The following is a 20,256-nucleotide window of genomic DNA, read 5'->3' as shown; positions in this document are numbered from 1 at the left end:
AATCGAATCCACGATCCGGCGCGGCGCGCCCCGCCCCGCGAGCCGGCAGCCACGCCGTCAATCAGGCCGTGACGACCTTCGCGAACACCGGCCCCTGCATGAACCGCACGTCGTGCTGGCGCAGCAGCTCGCACTGCGTCTCGTCGACGACGCCGTCGAAAATCAGCGGAATCCGCACGCGCTGCGCATACGCGACCAACGCCTTCACCATCCCGTCGCGCAGTGCGATGCCCGCATCCATCTTGATGTAGTCGGGGCGCGCCATCTCCGATTCGACCGCGAGGATCCGGCCCGGGTCGGGCAGTTTGTCCGCGACCTTGAAGCCGTGATGCTGGTAGCTGCGCGTCAGGTAGCCGAGGAAGGTCTTGTGCGCGACCGCGACCGCCGGCAGCTCGATCACGATCCGCTCGGTCGGCAGCCCGAAACGCTGCAGCACCGACGAGAAATGCTTGCCATGGTCGTACTTCACGCTCTTGAGCAACCGTTCGTGCACGCGCAGGAACAGCAACCCGTGGCGTTGCGCGCCGAAGAAGTTGATCGCGTGCAGCGCACGCGACAGCCGGTCGATCGCGACGAGCGTCTGGTCGTCGACGGCCGAGTCGACCGGGTCGTGCGGCGCGCCCGTGACCAGCGTGACGGCCTGGAAGCCGAGTTCGTCGCCGTAGCGCTCGATCGCGTCCGCGAACGACGTCGACTGCGGCGCGCCGGGCATCGTCACGTCGTAGATCGGTTCATACGCGCTCGCGAGCGTGCGCTCCGGCAGATTGGCGCACGCGGTGCCGCCCTCGGCGAGCGCAAGGTGTTCCCGCAGATAGGGCAGTTGCCCGGCACGGACGACCAGCTCGGGAATGTTGGGCGGAATCATCGGCGTAGGAAGGAAAAATGGCGGCCGAAAGGGCCGCCTCATGTCTTGATATTAGCAGCGCGCGCCCGGCTCGGCTTGGCGTTTCGCTCATATGGTTATCCCGTCCTCGAGCCAATGGCTAGGGTTTACGTTGATTTCACTATTCGTAATTGGTTTTACTATTCGTAAATCCAAGGATTTGTCGCCGATCAAGAAAAGCGGCGTTCGGGCGCCCGGAACGGCGCCGTTTCCCGAATCCAATCAACAGGAAGCAAGGAGCGAGACGTGGCGGTTGACAGGAAGTGGACGGAGCAGGTCGGGCCGCGGCAGCGGCCGGCAACGGGCATGAGCGGAACGACGCAGCGCGCGGCGGCGCACGGACGGCGGGGCTGAGGAGCGGATGGCGACCATGAGCATCGATTACCAGACGCTGAAGTTCGACTACCGGCCGCGCGCGATGCGGGCCGCCGGCGATGACGCGGCCATCCACCCGGTGATCGTCGTCGGCGCGGGCCCGGTGGGCCTGTCGGCCGCGATCGACCTGGCGCAGCAGGGCGTACCTGTCGTGCTGCTCGACGACGACGACACGCTGTCGACGGGCTCGCGCGCGATCTGCTTCGCGAAGCGCACGCTCGAGATCTTCGACCGGCTCGGCTGCGGCGAGCGCTTCGTCGACAAGGGCGTGAGCTGGCACGTGGGCAAGGTGTTCCTGCAGGACGAACAGCTGTATGCGTTCGACCTGCTGCCGGAGGAAGGCCACGCGCGTCCCGCGTTCATCAACCTGCAGCAGTACTACGTCGAAGGCTATCTCGCCGAGCGCGCGTTCGCGCTGCCCAACCTCGACATTCGCTGGAAGCACAAGGTGACGGGTGTCGCGCAATCGTCGGAACACGCCACGCTCACCGTCGAGACGCCGGAAGGCGTCGAGACGCTGCACGCGCAATACGTGATCGCGGCCGACGGCTCGCGCAGCCCGATGCGCGCGGCGATGGGCCTCGAGAGCCGCGGCCGCACGTTCAAGGACCGCTTCCTGATCGCCGACGTGAAGATGAAGGCGGAATTCCCGACCGAGCGCTGGTTCTGGTTCGATCCGCCGTTTCACCGCAACCAGTCGGTGCTGCTGCACCGCCAGCCCGACAACGTGTGGCGCATCGACTTCCAGCTCGGCTGGGACGCCGATCCGGTCGCCGAGAAGCAGCCGGAACGCGTGATCCCGCGCGTGCGCGCGCTGCTCGGGGCGGACGTCGAGTTCGAACTCGAATGGGTGAGCGTCTATACGTTCCGCTGCCAGCGGATGGATACGTTCCGTCATGGCCGCGTGCTGTTCGCGGGCGATTCCGCGCACGGCGTGTCGCCGTTCGGTGCGCGCGGCGCGAACAGCGGCGTGCAGGACGCGGACAACCTCGCATGGAAGCTGAAGCTCGTGCTCGACGGCCGCGCGGACGACCGCCTGCTCGACACCTATGCGAGCGAGCGCGAGTTCGCGGCCGACGAGAACATCCGCAATTCGACGCGCTCGACCGACTTCATCACGCCGAAGAGCGCGGTGTCGCGCGTGTTCCGCGACGCGACGCTGAAGCTTGCTCGCGACTGCGAATTCGCGCGCAAGCTCGTGAACAGCGGCCGCCTGTCGGTGCCGGCCGTGCTGACCGATTCGCCGCTGAATACACCGGACCGCGATGGCGACGCGTTCGCGTGCGCGATGCGGCCGGGCGCGGCGGCGGCCGATGCGCCGGTGCGTGCGCAGGGCGCGTCGGGCTGGCTGCTGCGGCATCTGGGCGATGGCTTCGCGGGCGTGCTGTTCGGGTTGCCGGGCGACGCCGCCGCGCTCGCGCAGGCGCTCGACGGCCTCGCGCTGCCGGTGCGGCCGGTGCTGGTCGTGCCGGCCGGGCATGCGCAAGCGGTGGCCGGCGTCGACGTCGTGGAGGACGTCGACGGTTTCGTCGCGCAACGCTACGACGCGAAGCCCGGCACGTTCTACCTGCTGCGCCCCGACCAGCACGTCTGCGCGCGGATGCGCACGCTCGAGCGCCAGGCGATCGCCGACGCACTGGCGCGCGCGAGCTGCGCACGCGGAACACCGCATTGAACACGACAACGACACCGGCACTGGAGACACCCGTCATGCCCCGACTCGATACCCGCCCGCGCCTGGCCGATCCGGACGCGTTCTACGAAGCGCTGATCGACATGCATCGCGACCTGTCGGACGCCGACAGCCAGCTCGTCAACGCGAAGCTGATCCTGCTGCTGGCGAACCAGATCGGCGACGCCGACGTGCTGCGCGAAGCGATGGCGCTCGCGCGCCAGGGCGTGACGCCGCCCGTGCATCCGGCTGCCGAGGTGGCGCAGTGAGCGCGGCGCCGGCCGACGCGCGCGTGCTCGAAGTCGAGCGCGTGATCGACGAGACTCATCGTCCGGGCTTTCACTGGATGCTGCTCGTGTTGTGCGGGCTGTGTCTCGTGATCGACGGCTTCGATGCGCAGGCGATGGGGTATGTCGCACCGAGCGTGATCGCCGAATGGGGCGTGCCGAAGCAGACGCTGGGGCCCGTGTTCAGCGCGAGCCTGTTCGGGATGCTGCTCGGCGCGCTCGGGCTGTCGGTGCTGGCCGACCGGATCGGGCGGCGCCCGGTGCTGATCGGCTCGACGCTGTTCTTCGCGGTGACGATGCTCGCGACGCCGTTCGCGGGTTCGATTCCGGTGCTGATGGCGCTGCGCTTCGTCACGGGCCTCGGCCTCGGCTGCATCATGCCGAACGCGATGGCGCTGGTCGGCGAGTTCAGCCCGGCCGCGCATCGCGTGAAGCGGATGATGATCGTGTCGTGCGGCTTCACGCTCGGCGCCGCGATCGGCGGCTTCATCAGCGCCGCGCTGATTCCGGCGCTCGGCTGGCGCTCGGTGTTCTTCGTCGGCGGCGCGGTGCCGCTGGTGCTGACGCTCGCGATGTTCGCGCGCCTGCCCGAGTCGCTGCAGTTCCTCGTGCTGAAAGGGCGCGACGCGCAGGCACGCGACTGGCTCGCGCGCTTCGCGCCGCAGGCCGGCATCGACGCGAACACGCGCCTCGTCGTGCGCGAGCGCGCGGCGAGCGGCGCGCCGGTCGCCGAGCTGTTCCGCCATGGTCGCCTGCCGGTCACGCTGCTGCTGTGGGCCATCAGCTTCATGAACCTGATCGACCTGTACTTCCTGTCGAACTGGCTGCCGACCGTGATGCGCGACGCGGGCTATTCGCCGGGCACGGCGGTGATCGTCGGCACGGTGCTGCAGACGGGCGGCGTGATCGGCACGCTGTCGCTCGGCTGGTTCATCGAACGCCACGGCTTCGTGCGCGTGCTGTTCGCGTGCTTCGCGTGCGCGGCCGTCTCCGTCGGACTGATCGGCTCGGTCGCGCATGCGCTGCCGTGGCTGCTGCTCGTCGTGTTCGCGGGCGGATTCTGCGTGGTCGGCGGGCAGCCGGCCGTGAACGCGCTCGCGGGCCAGTATTACCCGACGTCGCTGCGCTCGACCGGCATCGGCTGGAGCCTCGGCATCGGCCGGATCGGCTCGGTGCTCGGTCCGCTCGTCGGCGGACAACTGATTGCGCTCAACTGGACCAACGGCGCGCTGTTCCATGCGGCCGCGGTGCCCGTGCTGTGCTCGGCGCTGTTCGTGCTGGGACTGGCCGGCGTAACGCGGCGCAACGGTGCGCAGGCGCCGAACGCCGCCATGAATTGATGGAGAAAGGAAACGATGACGCTTGACCTGTCGAAACCGGCGACCGCCGGCTACCTGAGCGGTTTCGCGAACGAATTCGCGACCGAGGCGCTGCCCGGCGCGTTGCCGCACGGCCGCAACTCGCCGCAGCGCGCGCCGTACGGGCTGTATGCGGAGCAGTTGTCGGGCACCGCGTTTACCGCGCCGCGCGGCCACAACCGCCGCTCGTGGATGTACCGAATCCGGCCGGCGGCCGTGCACCGGCCGTTCGAGCCGTTCACGGGCCCGCAGCGGCTCGTGTCGGAATTCGGCGATTCGGCCGACGTGCCGCCGACGCCGCCGAACCAGCTGCGCTGGGATCCGCTGCCGATGCCGGTCGAGCCGACCGATTTCGTCGAAGGGCTCGTGACGATGGCCGGCAACGGCTCGGCGGCCGCGATGAACGGCTGCGCGATCCACCTGTACGCGGCGAACCGCTCGATGCAGGACCGCTTCTTCTACAGCGCGGACGGCGAACTGCTGATCGTGCCGCAGCAAGGGCGCCTCTTCATCGCGACCGAATTCGGCCGGCTCGACGTCGAGCCGTTCGAGATCGCGGTGATCCCGCGCGGCGTGCGTTTTTCCGTCGCGCTGCCGGACGGCGACGCGCGCGGTTACATCTGCGAAAACTTCGGCGCGCTGCTGCGCCTGCCGGATCTCGGCCCGATCGGCTCGAACGGTCTCGCGAACCCGCGTGACTTCCTGACGCCGCAGGCCGCATACGAAGACCGCGAAGGCGCGTTCGAGCTGATCGCGAAGCTGAACGGCCGGCTGTGGCGCGCGGACATCGGCCATTCGCCGTTCGACGTCGTCGCGTGGCACGGCAACTACGCGCCGTACAAATACGACCTGCGCCTGTTCAACACGATTGGCTCGATCAGCTTCGACCATCCCGATCCGTCGATCTTCCTCGTGCTGCAGTCGCAGAGCGACACGCCGGGCGTCGACTCGATCGACTTCGTGATCTTCCCGCCGCGCTGGCTCGCGGCCGAGGATACGTTCCGCCCGCCGTGGTTCCATCGCAACGTCGCGAGCGAATTCATGGGGCTCGTGCACGGCGCGTACGACGCGAAGGCCGAGGGCTTCGTGCCGGGCGGCGCGAGCCTGCACAACTGCATGTCGGGCCACGGGCCCGACGCGGACACGTTCGAGAAGGCGTCGGCGAGCGACACGACGAAGCCGCACAAGGTCGACGCGACGATGGCGTTCATGTTCGAAACCCGCACGCTGATCCGGCCGACGCGCTACGCGCTCGACACCGCGCAACTGCAGGCCGACTACTTCGAATGCTGGCAAGGCATCAAGAAACACTTCAATCCGGAGCAAAAATGAGCGACACCCAAGACTGGCGCGCGACGCTCGACCCGGCTCGCAAGAGCTGGATCGAGACGGCGAACGATCCCGCCTGCGATTTCCCGATCCAGAACCTGCCGTTCGGGATCTTCAGCGATGCGAAGCAGGCGGCGCGCCATGCGGGCGTCGCGCTCGGCGACCAGATCGTCGATCTCGCCGCGCTCGCGCGTGCGGGCCTCGTGACGCTGCCGGCCGGCGCCGACGTGTTCGGCGCGCCGACGCTCAACCCGTTCATCGCGCTCGGCCGCGATGCGTGGCGCGGCGTGCGCGTGCAACTGTCGGACCTGTTCTCGCGCGACGACGCGCGGCTGCGCGACGACGCCGCGTTGCGCGCGCAAGTGCTCGTCGCGCAGCGCGACGCGACGCTGCACTTGCCGGTCGATATTCCCGGCTATACCGATTTCTATTCGTCGAAGGAGCATGCGACCAACGTCGGCTCGATGTTCCGTGATCCGAAGAATGCGCTGCTGCCGAACTGGTCGGAGATGCCGATCGGTTATAACGGCCGCGCGTCGTCGGTGGTCGTGAGCGGCACGCCGGTGCGACGCCCGAACGGGCAACTGAAGCTGCCCGACCAGGAGCGTCCGGTGTTCGGCGCGTGCCGCAAGCTCGATATCGAACTGGAGACGGGCTTCATCGTCGGCCGCGGCAACGCGCTCGGCGAGCCGATCGCGTGCGAGGACGCCGAAGCGCACATCTTCGGGATGGTGCTGCTGAACGACTGGAGCGCGCGCGACATCCAGCAGTGGGAATACGTGCCGCTCGGCCCGTTCAATTCGAAGGGCTTCGCGACGACGATCTCGCCGTGGATCGTCACGCTCGACGCGCTCGAACCGTTCCGCGTCGCGCAGCCCGAGCAGTCGCCGCAGCCGCTCGCGTATCTGCGGCATGCGGGCATGCATGCGTTCGACATCGCGCTGGAAGTGACGCTGCGCGCGGAGGGGGCCGCCGAAGCGACGTCGATCTGCCGCACCAACTTCAGGCACATGTACTGGACGATGGCGCAGCAGCTCGCGCATCACACGGTCGCGGGCTGCAACACGCGCGTCGGCGACCTGATGGGTTCGGGCACGATCAGCGGGCCGACCAGGGACTCGTTCGGCAGCCTGCTCGAACTGACGTGGAACGGCAAGGAGCCGCTCGCGCTGAATGGCGGCGGCAGCCGCACGTTCATCGAGGACGGCGACGAGCTCACGCTCGCGGGCTGGTGCCAGGGCGACGGCTATCGCGTCGGCTTCGGCGCGTGTGCCGGCAAGATCCTTCCAGCGCGGAGCGCGTGACGGACTGCGGCTCGACACGTCACGCGTAGTCCGGAAGGACAGGGCGGCCCGCATTGCGCGGGCCGTTTTCGTTTTGCCGGCGAGCGGCGGTGCGTATGCGCACGATGCATGCCGGTGTGTGACGGTGCGCACGAGCGTCAGCGTCACTATGTCTGCGTTTGCGTCTGCGTCTGCATCTGCGTCAACGTCAACGTCAACGTCAACGCCAGACCGCGCGCTGCAACGCGGCGCGTCGTTCCCACAGCGCGGCCGCGACGAACGCGGCGACGCAGACGACCAGCACGCCGATCAGCGCATTGCTCCCCAGCTGCTCCATCAACGCGCCCGCAACCAGCGGGCCGCCGAAGCTCGCGGCGCTCCACGACGCCGACACGAGCGAGCTCGCGGTAACGAGCGCCGCGCCTCGAAAGCGTTCGCCGCAAGCGACGAGCGACAGCGTGTAGATGCTGCCGGCCGCCGCGCCGAGCACGAACAGCAGCGGCCAGCACAGCCACGGATTCGCGATCACGAACGGCAGCAGCGGCAGGCCCGCGAGCACGATCCAGCCGGCGCCGAGGTGCACGCGTTCGCGGCCGAGCTTGTCCGCGAGCCAGCCGATCGGGAACTGCATCGCGGTGTCGCCGAACAGCATGATCGACGCGAGCAGCACGGCGGTCGCGCTGGCGACGCCGTGATCCATCGCGTAGAGCGGCAGCAGCGACAGCGCGAGCGTATCGAACAGCGCGAAGAAGCCGGTGCCGATGATCAGCGCGGGCATGCGCGGCAGCACGGCGAGCCAGCTGTCGTGCGCGGCGTGATGCGCGTCGTCGCCGGCGAGCGGCGCGCGCCGGATCGTCGCGAGCGTCGGCAGCGCGAGCAGGAACAGCGCGCCGCACAGCGCGAAGCGGATGTTCGTCGCGTCGGCGATCTGGCTGACGAGCACGGGGCCCGCCATCTGGAACAGCGTGAAATTGGTCGCGTAGATCGCGACCACGCGGCCGCGCGTCGAATCGTCGGCGAGCTGGTTGACCCATGCCTCGCCGATCGTGAACAGCAGCATCAGCGCCGCGCCGCACAGCACGCGCAGCACGGCCCACAGAATCAGGTTCGACGTGAACTGCATCAGCGCGGTGGCTGCCGCGAGCAGTACGACCGACACGACGATCGCGTGGCGTGCGCCGATACGCCGCGCGAGCGCGGTGACGAACGGGACGACCGCGAGGCCGCCCAAGGCCTGCGCGGCCGTCAACATGCCGACGACGTTGGTGCCGTGTCCGGCTTCGGTCAGTGCGAGCGCGGTGAGCGGCATCGTGGCGCCGGTGCCGAGACCGACCACAGCGACGCTCAGGATCAGCGCGAGGAAATCACGATTGAGAATGGCTTTCATCGGCCGCGATGCTACACCGCGGAAGTTGAAAGGTCCATGAAGGCCATCAGGATCGCATGGCGTTGCGTGCGCAACGAACCCGGCGACGCGCGGCTGGCGTGCCGCGCATCATACGGGTCATACGTATCCGGTCGGCCCGCTCACCGGGCGGCGTTCGAGCGACGCCGACCACAGCGTGAGCGCGAGCGCCGCGACGGCCATCGCGACCCCGACCCACGGCAGGTTCACGAGCGACACGCCGGAGCCGATCGCCGTCCCGCCGAGCCACGCGCCCGTCGCGTTGCCGAGGTTGAACGCGCCCTGGTTCAGCGTCGACGCGAGGTTCGGCGCATCGCTCGCGCGATCGACGATCAGGATCTGCAGCGGCGGCACGATCGCGAACGCGAGGATGCCCCACACGAAGATCGTCGCGAGCGTCGCGAACGGCAGGTGCATGGTGCCCGCGAACAGCGCGAGGACGATGCCGATCAGCGCGAGCGTCGCGATCAGCGACGGCATCCGGCGCCAGTCGGCGAGCTTGCCGCCGAGCGTGCCGCCGACGGTCAGGCCGAGGCCGAACAGCAGCAGCACGTAGGTGACCTGGCGCGGCGAGAAGCCCGTCACGTCCTCGAGGATCGGCGTGATGTACGTGAACACGCTGAACAGGCTCGCGGACGCGAGCACGCTGATGCCGAGCACCATCAGCACCTGCGGGTGCTTCAGCACGCTGAATTCGCGCGTGATGCTGGTGTCGGGCATCGCGAGGTGCTTCGGCAGGCATGCCGCGAGCGCGGCGGCCGCCGCGATGCCGATGCCGGTGACGGCCCAGAACGTCGCGCGCCAGCCATAGGCCTGGCCGAGCGCGGTGCCGAGTGGCACGCCGAGCACGTTCGCGAGCGTGAGGCCGGTGAACATCAGCGCGATCGCCTGCGCGCGACGGTTCGGCGCGACGAGGTTGCTCGCGACCACCGAACCGATCCCGAAGAACGCGCCATGGCAGAACGCGGTGACGACCCGCGCGGCCATCAGCACCGCATAGCCGGGCGCGATCGCGCAGAACAGGTTGCCCGCGATGAACAGCCCGATCAGGCCCATCAGCGCGCGCTTGCGCGGCATCTGCGCGGTGACGATCGCGAGGATCGGCGCGCCGATCGTCACGCCGAGCGCGTAGCCCGACACGAGCATCCCGGCGGCCGGGATCGACACGCCGAGGTCGCGGGCGACGTTGGGCAGCAGCCCCATGATCACGAACTCGGTGGTACCGATTCCAAATGCGGCGACGGCAAGGGCGAAAAGAGGTAACGGCATCGCGGTGGGCTACGGAAAAGGCCGCGGCCCAAGGCCGGCGCGGGATGCGCGGAACGGGCGGGGCGGGGAGACATCAGCCGCGATTCTACTTCAGTGAAAACCCCTATGCTCGGGGTCAAAACGGGTGTTGCCGGCATGCGACGCAGTGCCGGCGCAGGGTGCGCCACAGTGTGGGATTGTGCGGTGTCCAGTGGTGCTGGCGTGGAGAAATATCGGGTCGGAGTGAAGCCGGCGGAGCGGCCGTGCCGCGCGCCGTACGTTCGGTCAGCGGCCGGGCAGGGTGCTGGCGGGTGTCGAGTCGGCGCGGTCGTCCGGTGCGGCAACCTCGGGCGACGGCGACGAGCCGGCGGTCGTGCCGGAGGATGCCGCGCCATCGGCGGCCTGCGTCGCCGGCGCGTCCCAGCCGTTTTCGAACAGGCACGCGTCGATCGGCATCCGCGCGGCCCAGCGCTCTTCCTCGAGCATCGGCTTTGCATAGAACGCGTCGACGTGCCCGACGCACAGCACGGCGATCGGCTTCGCGCCGGCCGGCATGCCGAGCAGCGTGCGCAGCGCATCGACGTCGAACAGCGACACCCAGCCCATCCCGAGCCCTTCCGCGCGCGCGGCGAGCCACATGTTCTGGATCGCGCAGGCGGCGGACGCGAGGTCCATTTCCGGCAGCGTGCGGCGGCCGAACACGTGGCGCTCGCGATCGTCGGTCAGCGCGACGACCAGCAACTCGCCGCATTCGCGCACGCCTTCGACCTTCAGCCGCATGAATTCGTCCTGCCGCTCGCCGAGCGCATCGGCGGTCGCGCGGCGCTCGGCCTCGACCAGCGCATGAATCGCGGTGCGCAGCGCGGGATCGGTGATGCGGATGAAGCGCCACGGCTGCATGAAGCCGACGCTCGGCGCGTGGTGTGCGGCGCGCAGCAATCGCGCGAGCGTGGCCGGATCGACGGGCGCCGGCGTGAAGTGGCGCATGTCGCGCCGTTCGAAGATGGCGCGGTAGACCGCGGCAATGGCGGAGTCGTCGAAACGCATGAGCGGCAGAAGCAGGGGGAGGTCGGCGCAACGATAGCAGACACCGCGCGTGCGGCGTTACATCAGTCGAAACAAAATGATGAATCGTTGACGGATCGCGTGCGCCGGGCGCCGTGGGTCAGCGACCCGACGTGACGACGTTGGTCGGCGTGCCGGCGTGCCACGCCTCGATGTTCAGCAGTGTCGTGTGCGCGATCTCGGCGAGCGCCTCGCGCGTGAAGAACGCCTGGTGCGACGTGACGATCACGTTCGGGAACGTCAGCAGGCGCGCGAGCACGTCGTCCTGCAGCGGCAGGTCGGAGTGATCCTCGAAGAACAGGCCGCTTTCCTCCTCGTACACGTCGAGCCCGAGATGGCCGAGCTGGCCGCTCTTGAGCGCGTCGACCAGCGCCTGCGCGTCGACCAGGCCGCCGCGGCCGGTATTGATCAGCATCGCGCCATGCTTCATCCGCGCGAGCGTCTGCGCGTTGATCAGATGGTGCGTCGACGGCAGCAGCGGGCAGTGCAGGCTGACGATGTCGGCTTGGTGCAGCAGCGCGTCGAGCTCGACGTAGCGCGCGCCGAACGCGATCAGCTCGTCGTCGTACGGCGGCATCGAGTGTGCGAGCACGTGCATGCCGAAGCCCATCATGATCTTCGCGAACACGCTGCCGATCAGGCCGGTGCCGATCACGCCGACGGTCTTGCCGTGCAGGTCGAAGCCGAGCAGGCCGTTCAGCGAGAAGTCGCCTTCGCGCGTGCGTGCGACCGCGCGCGGCAGCCGGCGGTTGAGCGCGAGGATCAGCGCGACCGCGTGTTCGGCAACCGCATGCGGTGAATACGCGGGCACGCGCACGACCGCGATGCCGAGCCGCTCGGCGGCGGCCAGGTCGACGTGGTTGAAGCCGGCCGAGCGCAGCGCGATCAGGCGCGTGCCGCCGTCGGCAAGCCGCTCGAGCACGGCCGCGTCGACGGTGTCGTTGACGAACGGACAGACGACCTCATAGCCGTGCGCGAGAATCGCGGTGTCCGCGTCGAGGTGCGACGGCTGGAAGCGCAGCCGATAGCCGAATTGCCGGTTGGCGGCGGTAAACGATTCGTCGTCGTACTGCCGGCTGCTGAACAGGATCACGCGCACGCTGCACCTCCAATGGCTGTCGCGTGCAGTTTACTGCAGCCCCGTCTGCCGGCCCGTGACGATATCGACGCGCTCGGGCGTGCGCAGGAAGCCGTAGCCGGCCCGCTCGCGGGCCGCCTGCACGCCGAAATGCTCGAGTGCGTGCTCGACGAAGCTGCGTGTACGGGCCGGCACGTACTGGCGGTTCGGGTAGACGAGCGACAGCTGCGCGTCCGGGTCGTCGATCCGGTAGGCGGCCAACAGCCGCACGAGCGTGCCGGTGGCGAGCGCGTCGGCGACGCACGGCTCGGGCAGCACCGCGATGCCGGACCCGGCGACGGCCGCCGCCTGCACCAGCGCCAGCTGGTTGACCGTGCAGGTCGGGCGCACCGTGATCGAATGCGTGGCGCCGTCGTGGCCGACCAGCCGCCACGCGGGCGCATGCTGGTGCGGCGCGAGCGCGACCCAGTCGTGGCCCGGCAGGTCATCGGGCGCGCGCGGCTCGCCGCGCCGTTCGAGATAGGCGGGTGCCGCGCATGCGACGAACGGGGTCGGTGCGAGGGCGTGGCCGATCAGCGTCGGGTTGCCGTCGAGCCGGTTGCCGGTCACGATGCCGACGTCGTAGCCCGAATCGAGCACGTCGAGCGGCCCCTCGGCGACGGTGAGCTGCACGCGCAGTTCGGGGTAACGGTGCCGGAAACTGCTGACGAGCGGCGTCAGCGCGGGCGGCGACAGCAGGCCCGACGCGACGACCCGCAGCGTGCCGGCCGGCTCGCGCACGGCGTGCGCGACGGATGCCTCGAGATGGTCGAATTCCTCGAGCAGCGCACGGCAGCCGTCGAGGTAGCGCAGGCCGGCCTCGGTCAGCGACAGGTTGCGCGTGGTGCGGTGGATCAGCCGCGTGTTCAGGTGAGACTCGAGCATCGCGATCGAACGCGTGACGAGCGCATTGGACACGCCTAGATGGTGCGCCGCGCGCCGGAAGCTCTGCTGCTCGGCGACGCAGACGAACACACGCATGGTCTGAATCTGGTTCATGGCTCGCGAATTTCTGGCCCGGTTGATTGATTCTGGTGGTGATTTTTCGGTGCACGACCTGGAAAATCGTCGCGCGACACTCGGTTCTCGTTCGTATCGAAAAATCGGTTTTTCGATTCTGCAGACGATTGTTCATTACGGAAGCGATATCCGTCAACCTGAGAAAAGGGGCGGGTTGCGTAAAATCGAAATCACGGGTATCGCTTTAACGGATCGGGGGCGCTGGCGTGCGCCGGGGTTAGCTGGGAGTGTATTGAGGAAAACTGCCGTGGATTTGAATGTTTTCCATGTAAATCAATTGGTTGTGCGTGATGGAGCGCAGCCGGATGCGGTAATGGGTGAAATCGATCACCAATAGATGCTGTGGTAATGGATGTTTTTTGCGAAGGTCCGGTTTTCGAGGGCGGATTCCTGTCGCGCGATTTTTAGCGTGATGACCGGTATTTCGGTCGACGCGTGCATCGTGCTGAACTTGGGCATCAAGAGGTGCGTCGCAATATTGGCGGAGAAAATCGCGGGCATCGAACAGTCGTTGGAACCGTTCCGCATGCGGCCGGCAATGCCGCCGCAATACGAAACCCGGTCATGCGACGCGGGCGCGGCCGGCTGGCCCGGTCCGTCGACCGGGCCGGCGTCACGCTGTCCGGCGGCGCGTGCCTCTTGCGCGCGGACGCGGAACGCGGAATGATCGATCAGTTCGCCGTGCCGTGCGGCGAACGACGTCCGAGCGTTTTCTTCCTTCCTCTTTTACCTGCCATGTCCATCGATCATTCGCCGATTCCCTGTCCCGTCGTCGTGCCGCTCGACGCGATCCTGCCCGAAGAACCGCTGCTGATGATGGGGGCCGGCCCGGTCCCGATCCCGGCCGCGGTCGCGAAGGCGAACACGATCGTGATCAACCACCTCGGCGCGACGATGGCGAAGATCATCGAGCAGGTGAAGGAGATGGCGCGCTATGTGTTCCAGACCCGCACGAAGTGGGTGCTCGGCGTCGCCGGCCCCGGTTCCGCCGCGATGGAAATGGCGATCTCGAACCTCGCGTGGCGCGGCACGCGCGTGCTGTCGATCCGCAACGGCTTCTTCAGTGCGCGGATGGCCGAGATGGCCACGCGCGTCGGTGCCGACGTCGCGACGCTCGAAGTAGCCGACCGCTCGGTCGCGAGCCTCGACGAGATCGCGGACGCGATCGCACGCGAGCGGCCCGAGATCGTCACGATCGTGCAGGGCGAGACGTCGAACACCGTGTGGAACCGCGACCTGCGCGACATCGCGGCGCTCGCGAAGGCGGCCGGCGCGCTGGTCGTCGTCGACGCGGTGTGCACGCTGTCGACGATGCCGCTCGAGATGGACGCGTGGGGCATCGACGCGGTGATCACCGGCGGCCAGAAGGGGCTGTCGTCGATCCCCGGCGTGTCGCTGATCGCATTCTCCGACGCCGCGTGGGAGCGGATGAAGCAGCGTCCGGAACCGAACGCGCACTGGTGCCTCGACATGGCGCTCGCGGAGAACTTCTGGCACAACGCGGGCTATCACTACACGGCACCGGTGTCGGGCGTGCTCGCGCTGCACGAGGCGCTGCGGCTCGTCTGCGCGGAGACGCTCGAAAGCCGCTTCGCGCGCCACCTGCGCTGCTCGCTCGCGTTGCAGGCGGGCGTCGAGGCGATGGGGCTCGCGCTCTATGCGCCGAAGGACTGCCGGCTCAATTCGGTGGTCGGGATCGAGACGCCCGAAGGGCTGACGCCCGGGATGGTGTGCGGCCATATCTCGAAGCAGTACCAGGTCGAGATCTCGGGCTCGTTCGGGCTGCCGATCGTGCGGATCGGCCAGATGGGCGAACAGTGTCGCGAACACAACCTGTTCCGCACGCTGCATGCGTTCGGCCGCACGATGGTCGATCTGAAGGTGCCGGTCGACCTGCCGGCCGGCGTGGCCGCGCTCGAGCAGGAACTGTCGCAGCGGGGCGCGTAAGCGGGGAGACGGTCGTGCCGGGTGCGCGGGGCGCGGCCGGCCGTTGAACGACGCGCGCGGCGCTCAGCCGCCCTGCATCGCGCGCCGGTACGCGTTCGGCGTCGTGCCGTGCGCGTCGCGAAAGCGATGGCTGAAGTGGCCGGCGTTCGCGTAGCCGCATTCGGCCGCGACCTGCGCGAGCGGCAGCGCGGTCGTGCGCAGCAGCAGGCGCGCCCGTGCGAGCCGCTGCTCGGCCACCCACGCGTGCGGCGCGCGGCCGAACGACAGCCGGAACATCCGCGAGAAGTGGTATTCGGACAGTGCGGCGACGTCCGCCAGTTCGCCGAGCGTCAGCGGCTGCGACAGGTAGCTGTCGATGTAGTCGCGCACGCGGCGGCGCACGGCCGGCGCGAGCCCGCCGCGGAACGGCACGTCGGTGCGCGTCGTGCTCTGGCCGCGCAGCAGCAGGCTCAGCACTTCGTGCGCGGCCTCGTTTACGCGCAGCCGTCCGTCGGCATCGTCCCAGCGCTCCAGCGCAAGCGAACGGAACTGCGCCGCGATACGCGCATCCTCGAAATAGGTGCGGTCGGCGAGCTTCAGCTCGCGCGGCTCGCGGTCGAGTTCGCGGATCGCGCGCTGCGTGAAGTGCTCGGGCAGGAAGTACAGGTGGATGAAGTGCATCTCGCCGCGCACCCACCAGCGCGATTCATGGTCGCCCGGCAGCGCGCACAGCAGGCTCGGCGCGCCGTAGCGCGGCACACGTTCGCGCTCCGTCCGGTAGCCGCCGTCGAGATAGCACGACAGCGTATGGTGGCCGGGCTGTTCGTAGATCGTCTCGCTTTCGTCGGTGATGCGCGTCCATTCGGCGATCGCGAGATGATCGCCGAGCCACGTGAAGCGCTCGAGCGTCGCGTTCGCCTCGGCGAGGGTGCGGCACACCGACTGCAGGCCGAACGGCATCGCACCGCCGGCAAGGGCGGCGGCGTGATCGACGGGCGGGGCGTACAGGGACGAACTCATGGTGCGACGAGTATAAGCGCGAGCGCGGCGCGCCGTGCGGCCGCCCGAAAAAGACAGCAATTCCGGACAATCCGCGCAGGCGGGGCGGCGGCATAGTCGGAACCCGTTTCACTCGTTTCGCTTCGTTGCCGCCATGAACCTGTCGCTTTATTTCATCACCGTGCTGATCTGGGGCACCACCTGGATCGCGATCAAATGGCAGCTCGGCGCCGTGCCGCCACCCGTGTCGATCGCGTGGCGCTTCTGGCTTGCGGCGGCCGTGCTGTTCGCGCTGCTGCGCGTGATGCGCCGGCCGGTGCGTCCGCCGCGTGAGGCATGGCGCTACCTCGTCGCGCAGGGCGTCGCGCTGTTTTGCCTGAATTTCCTGTGCTTCTACTACTCGGAGCAGGTCGTGCCGAGCGGCCTCGTCGCGGTGATCTTCTCGACCGCGCCGCTGCTGAATTCGATCAACGGCCGGCTGTTCATGGGCCGCCCGCTGCGGCCGTCCGCGATCGCCGGCGCGCTGCTCGGGCTGACCGGCATCGCATGCCTGTTCTGGCAGCAGATGGCCGGCCACCTCGACGATCATGCGACCTGGACGGGCCTCGCGATCGCGTTCGCGGGCACGATGTGCTTCTCGGCCGGCAACCTGCTGTCGAGCCGGATGCAATCGATGGGGCTGCATCCGCTCGCGACCAACGGCTGGGCGATGCTGATCGGCGCGGCGATCCTGACGGTCGGCAGCGCCGTGGCCGGGTTGCCGTTCATGATCGACCCAAGCCCGCGCTATCTCGGCGCGCTCGTCTATCTGGCGGTGCCGGGCTCGGTGATCGGGTTCACTGCCTACCTGACCCTCGTCGGCCGGATCGGGCCGGAGCGCGCCGCGTACTGCACGGTGCTGTTCCCGATCGTCGCGCTGGCCGTGTCGACAGTCTTCGAGGGCTACCAGTGGTCGCCGCTCGCGGTGATCGGGCTGCTGCTCGTGCTGGCCGGCAATCTCGTCGCATTCGACCTGACGCGCCGGTTGTTCCTGCGCACGGCGTGATCGGCGCGGCCGTCGTGACGGCCGCCGGAAATAAAAAACGCCCGCGCGATGCGGGCGTTTTCCTTTGGACGCCAGGTCGTCCGGTGAGCGGCCCGCTCACGCCGCCGCGCCGCTCGCCGCGACCCGCGCCTGCCGCTGGTACAGCGCCATCGACAGCGCGACGCCCGCCGCCGCGGCCGCCGCCGCGAACAGGAACACCTGCGGATAGCCGAACGCACCGGCCACATAACCGGCGAGCGGACCCGTGATGCCGAGCGACAGGTCGAGAAACACCGAATACGCGGACAGCGCCGCGCCGCGGCTCGCCGGCGGGACGAGCGCGACGGCCTCGACGCCGAGTGCCGGGAAGATCAGCGCAAAGCCGAAGCCGGTCAGTGCGGCGCCGACCAGCGCGACGTGCGGCACGGGCGCGAGCCACAGCAGCACGAGGCCCGAGCATTCGAACGCGAACGACACGATCGCGACGCGGAAGCCGCCGTAGGTCTTGATCGTGTTCGCGAACAGCAGTCGCGCGCCGATGAACAGCGTTCCGAACACGGTCAGTGACAGCGCGGCGTTCGGCCAGTGGCGCGCCGCGTAGTACAGCGTGACGAAGGTCGCGATCGAACCGAAGCCGGCCGAGCCGAGCGCGAGGCCGAGGCCGTGCGGCAGCACGCGCGTGAACACGCTCGCATAAGACATCCGTTCGCCGTGCACGAGCGGCACGGAAGCGATCAGGCGCGCGAGGTAGAAGCCGATCGCGGCGAGCGCGATCACGATCACGCCGATCAGCGCCGGATTCAGCGTATGCGCGATCGCGACGCCGACGGGCGCGCCGAGCGCGAGCGCGCCGTAGGTCGCGATGCCGTTCCATGAGATCACCTTCGCGTTGTGCGCGACGCCGACCCGTCCGATGCCCCACAGGATCGCACCGGTGCCGCACAGACTTTCGCCGACGCCGAGCACGAGCCGGCTCGCGACCAGCAGCACGAGGCTCGCGACCGGCCAGTGAGCCAGCAGCAGCGCGACGAGCAGCAGCACGCCCGACACGCCGCAGCCGATCAGCCCGCGCAACACCGTCTGCTTCGGCCCGAGCGTATCGGCAAAGCGCCCCGCGAGCGGGCGCGAGGCGAGCGTTGCGAAATACTGGACGCTGATCGCCCCGCCCGCGACGATCGCGGAAAAGCCGAGGTCGTCGTGGACGAAGCCCGGCAGCACGGCGAGCGGCAGGCCGATGGTCAGGTAGCAGATGAACGTGAAGCAGACGACGGACACGATTTGCAGCGTGACGGCAAACCCGCTGCGCGGCGGTGTGACGGAATCGGAGGACATGGGGTCGGATCGAATGAGCGAAACGGAACGGAAGGCGGCGAAAAACGGAATCGGGATTTTCCCATGGAACCGGTTTTCACGCAGGTACCGTTTAGTTAATCGCGACCCGTTTTCGGTGCTGACGAATCGCTGACGGACCGGTGCGGGCGGGCCCGGAACCCAGGCGGGGCAAGGCGTGCGACGCCTGACGGGCGGCCCCGGCGCTCATATCGCGGCAGTTATATGGGCCCCATGCGTGATGGGCTATGGGTTGCGGAATTTGATGGTGATAGCGTGCAAACTGTCAGAGAAACGTCGGTCGAGCGCCCCGCGCAGGCCGCCTTGCCCCCACTTGAAGAACCATAGAGACATGAGTGAGCCGATTCGCTTCTACCATCGTCACGCGGTCCGCGAAGTCAGCGGCGCGGACGTCACCCGCACCGTGCTGCAGTACCTGCGCGAGGATGCGCACTGCACGGGCACCAAGGAAGGCTGTGCGGAAGGCGACTGCGGCGCGTGCACGGTCGTCGTCGGCGAACTGACCGACGCCGGCGCGGTCGAGTTCAAGGCCGTCAACGCGTGCATCCAGTTCCTGCCGACGCTCGACGGCAAGGCGCTGTTGACGGTGGAAGACCTGCGCCAGCCGGACGGTTCGCTGCATCCGGTGCAGCAGGCGATGGTCGACTGCCACGGCTCGCAATGCGGGTTCTGCACGCCCGGCTTCGTGATGTCGATGTGGGCGCTGTACGAGAAGCACGGCCACGAAGGCTGCGGCAGCGCGTGCGCGAAGGCGAAGGATGTGCCGACGCGCACCGAGATCGCCGATGCGCTCACCGGCAACCTGTGCCGCTGCACCGGCTATCGCCCGATCGTCGATGCGGCCGTGCAGATGTTCGATGCGACCGGCGAAGGTGCGCCGGCGCCGTCGGCACCGGTCGACACGGCCGCGCTGGCTCGCACGCTCGCGTCGCTCAAGCGCGACGACACGTTCGACTACACGACGCTCGACGGCGCGCGCTTCGCGGCGCCGCGCACGCTCGACGCGCTGGCCGCGCTGAAGGTCGAGCGCCCGGACGCGCGGCTCCTCGCCGGTAGTACCGACATGGGCCTGTGGGTTACCAAGCAGATGCGCCGTCTCGACGACTTGATCTACGTCGGCCAGATCGCCGAACTGCAGCACGTCGTGCACGGCGACGACTGGATCGAGATCGGCGCGGGCGTGACGGTCGAGGACGGGTATGCGGCACTCGCCGGCACGTATCCGGAACTGACCGAAATGTGGAAGCGCTTCGCATCGCTGCCGATCCGCAACGCGGGGACGATCGGCGGCAACGTCGCGAACGGCTCGCCGATCGGCGACTCGATGCCGGGCCTGATCGCGCTCGGTGCGCGCGTCGTGCTGCGCGGCGGCGACACGGTGCGCGAGCTGCCGCTCGAGGCGCTCTACACCGGCTATCAGCAAAAGGACATGGCGCCGCACGAATTCGTCGTCGGCGTGAAGGTGCCGACCCGCACCGGCGCGCGCGCGAAGCTGCAGTTCCGCACCTACAAGCTGTCGAAGCGGTTCGACTCCGACATTTCGGCGGTGTGCGCGGCGTTCGCGTTCATCGCGGACGGCGAACTGATCCGCGAGCCGCGCATCGCGTTCGGCGGGATGGCCGCGACGCCGAAGCGTGCGACGCATACGGAAGGCCTGCTCGACGGCGCGCAGTGGCACGAAGCCACCGCGCAGGCCGCGATGCAGGCGCTCGAGCTCGACTACCAGCCGCTCACCGACATGCGTGCGACGAGCGCGTATCGTCTCGATACCGCGAAGAACCTGATGTACCGATTCTGGCTGGAGACGCGCCCGCACGATCCGCTGCCGCCGCAAGCGCTGAACGTGCGTGAAGTGGCCGCCGAAGCCGGCGCCGACGTTGCCGATGCGTCGGCGCGCGTCTGAAGACGGAGAACA

At 68.6% G+C, this 20,256-nt stretch carries 18 protein-coding genes; 9 read left to right on the top strand and 9 right to left on the bottom strand.

Annotation, left to right across the window (positions count from 1 at the left end; genetic code table 11):
- Positions 1–61 precede the first annotated feature (61 nt).
- Positions 62–865, bottom strand: a complete 804-nt coding sequence (locus DIE23_RS23555; RefSeq protein ID WP_124614340.1) for an EAL domain-containing protein — start codon at positions 863–865, stop codon at positions 62–64.
- Between the two features lie 379 nt (positions 866–1,244).
- Here DIE23_RS23555 and DIE23_RS23545 point away from each other — a divergent pair, with 379 nt between their 5' ends.
- Genes DIE23_RS23545 through fahA form a run of 5 tightly spaced genes read left to right on the top strand, consistent with a single transcriptional unit; the run spans position 1,245 to position 7,208 of the window.
- Positions 1,245–2,933: an FAD-dependent oxidoreductase gene (locus tag DIE23_RS23545; RefSeq protein WP_124614339.1), complete on the top strand. Its 1,689-nt coding sequence runs from the start codon at positions 1,245–1,247 to the stop codon at positions 2,931–2,933.
- A 35-nt stretch (positions 2,934–2,968) separates the two neighbouring features.
- The gene (locus tag DIE23_RS23540; protein ID WP_014897947.1) at positions 2,969–3,199 is read left to right on the top strand and encodes a DUF2783 domain-containing protein; all 231 of its coding nucleotides are present in this window, start codon (positions 2,969–2,971) and stop codon (positions 3,197–3,199) included.
- The gene (locus tag DIE23_RS23535; RefSeq protein WP_124614338.1) at positions 3,196–4,557 is read left to right on the top strand and encodes an MFS transporter; all 1,362 of its coding nucleotides are present in this window, start codon (positions 3,196–3,198) and stop codon (positions 4,555–4,557) included. The genes DIE23_RS23540 and DIE23_RS23535 overlap by 4 nt, the downstream gene beginning before the upstream one ends.
- Positions 4,558–4,572: 15 nt before the next feature.
- Entirely contained in the window at positions 4,573–5,907 is a 1,335-nt protein-coding gene (hmgA, locus tag DIE23_RS23530; protein WP_124614337.1) for a homogentisate 1,2-dioxygenase, read from the top strand.
- Positions 5,904–7,208 carry a fumarylacetoacetase gene (gene fahA, locus DIE23_RS23525; RefSeq protein ID WP_124614336.1) on the top strand — a complete coding sequence of 435 codons (1,305 nt, stop codon included), beginning with the start codon at positions 5,904–5,906 and terminating at the stop codon, positions 7,206–7,208. Before hmgA ends, fahA begins: the two co-directional genes overlap by 4 nt.
- A 199-nt stretch (positions 7,209–7,407) precedes the next feature.
- Here the strand turns inward: fahA and DIE23_RS23520 are convergent, their stop codons facing one another.
- The 5 genes from DIE23_RS23520 to DIE23_RS23500 form a co-directional block, all read right to left on the bottom strand.
- Entirely contained in the window at positions 7,408–8,574 is a 1,167-nt protein-coding gene (locus tag DIE23_RS23520; RefSeq protein ID WP_124614335.1) for an MFS transporter, read from the bottom strand.
- A gap of 117 nt (positions 8,575–8,691) precedes the next feature.
- The gene (locus tag DIE23_RS23515; RefSeq protein ID WP_124614334.1) at positions 8,692–9,861 is read right to left on the bottom strand and encodes an MFS transporter; all 1,170 of its coding nucleotides are present in this window, start codon (positions 9,859–9,861) and stop codon (positions 8,692–8,694) included.
- Positions 9,862–10,125: 264 nt separating this feature from the next.
- A complete protein-coding gene (gene bluB / locus DIE23_RS23510) occupies positions 10,126–10,887 on the bottom strand; it encodes a 5,6-dimethylbenzimidazole synthase (protein ID WP_124614333.1) in 762 nt (253 codons plus the stop codon).
- Between the two features lie 118 nt (positions 10,888–11,005).
- On the bottom strand, positions 11,006–12,004 hold the full coding sequence (locus tag DIE23_RS23505) for a 2-hydroxyacid dehydrogenase (protein ID WP_124614332.1): 999 nt from the start codon (positions 12,002–12,004) through the stop codon (positions 11,006–11,008).
- A gap of 30 nt (positions 12,005–12,034) precedes the next feature.
- Complete coding sequence (locus DIE23_RS23500; RefSeq protein ID WP_124614331.1) at positions 12,035–13,021, bottom strand: LysR family transcriptional regulator; 987 nt, start codon at positions 13,019–13,021, stop codon at positions 12,035–12,037.
- On the opposite strand from DIE23_RS23500, the gene DIE23_RS39675 reads away from it, so the two are divergent.
- A complete protein-coding gene (locus DIE23_RS39675; protein WP_185646525.1) occupies positions 13,020–13,379 on the top strand; it encodes a hypothetical protein in 360 nt (119 codons plus the stop codon). The genes DIE23_RS23500 and DIE23_RS39675 overlap by 2 nt on opposite strands.
- Here DIE23_RS39675 and DIE23_RS39670 read toward each other — a convergent pair.
- Positions 13,370–13,543 (bottom strand): hypothetical protein, encoded by a 174-nt coding sequence (locus tag DIE23_RS39670; RefSeq protein WP_185646524.1) that lies wholly within the window; start codon positions 13,541–13,543, stop codon positions 13,370–13,372. The genes DIE23_RS39675 and DIE23_RS39670 overlap by 10 nt on opposite strands.
- A 234-nt stretch (positions 13,544–13,777) precedes the next feature.
- On the opposite strand from DIE23_RS39670, the gene DIE23_RS23495 reads away from it, so the two are divergent.
- Positions 13,778–14,989: an alanine--glyoxylate aminotransferase family protein gene (locus DIE23_RS23495; protein WP_124614330.1), complete on the top strand. Its 1,212-nt coding sequence runs from the start codon at positions 13,778–13,780 to the stop codon at positions 14,987–14,989.
- Between the two features lie 63 nt (positions 14,990–15,052).
- Here DIE23_RS23495 and DIE23_RS23490 read toward each other — a convergent pair whose 3' ends face one another.
- On the bottom strand, positions 15,053–15,988 hold the full coding sequence (locus tag DIE23_RS23490; protein ID WP_124614329.1) for a helix-turn-helix domain-containing protein: 936 nt from the start codon (positions 15,986–15,988) through the stop codon (positions 15,053–15,055).
- Positions 15,989–16,121: 133 nt separating this feature from the next.
- Here DIE23_RS23490 and DIE23_RS23485 point away from each other — a divergent pair, with 133 nt between their 5' ends.
- Positions 16,122–17,012, top strand: coding sequence for a DMT family transporter (locus DIE23_RS23485; RefSeq protein ID WP_124614328.1), 891 nt, complete (start codon positions 16,122–16,124; stop codon positions 17,010–17,012).
- Between the two features lie 96 nt (positions 17,013–17,108).
- Here the strand turns inward: DIE23_RS23485 and DIE23_RS23480 are convergent, their stop codons facing one another.
- Positions 17,109–18,323: an MFS transporter gene (locus DIE23_RS23480; protein ID WP_124614327.1), complete on the bottom strand. Its 1,215-nt coding sequence runs from the start codon at positions 18,321–18,323 to the stop codon at positions 17,109–17,111.
- A 349-nt stretch (positions 18,324–18,672) separates the two neighbouring features.
- Here DIE23_RS23480 and xdhA point away from each other — a divergent pair, with 349 nt between their 5' ends.
- A complete protein-coding gene (gene xdhA, locus DIE23_RS23475) occupies positions 18,673–20,244 on the top strand; it encodes a xanthine dehydrogenase small subunit (protein WP_124614326.1) in 1,572 nt (523 codons plus the stop codon).
- The last annotated feature ends 12 nt before the right edge of the window (positions 20,245–20,256 follow it).

Source organism: Burkholderia sp. Bp9143 (assembly GCF_003853645.1).
GTDB lineage: Bacteria > Pseudomonadota > Gammaproteobacteria > Burkholderiales > Burkholderiaceae > Burkholderia.
This window is presented reverse-complemented; position numbering and strand designations above follow the sequence as displayed.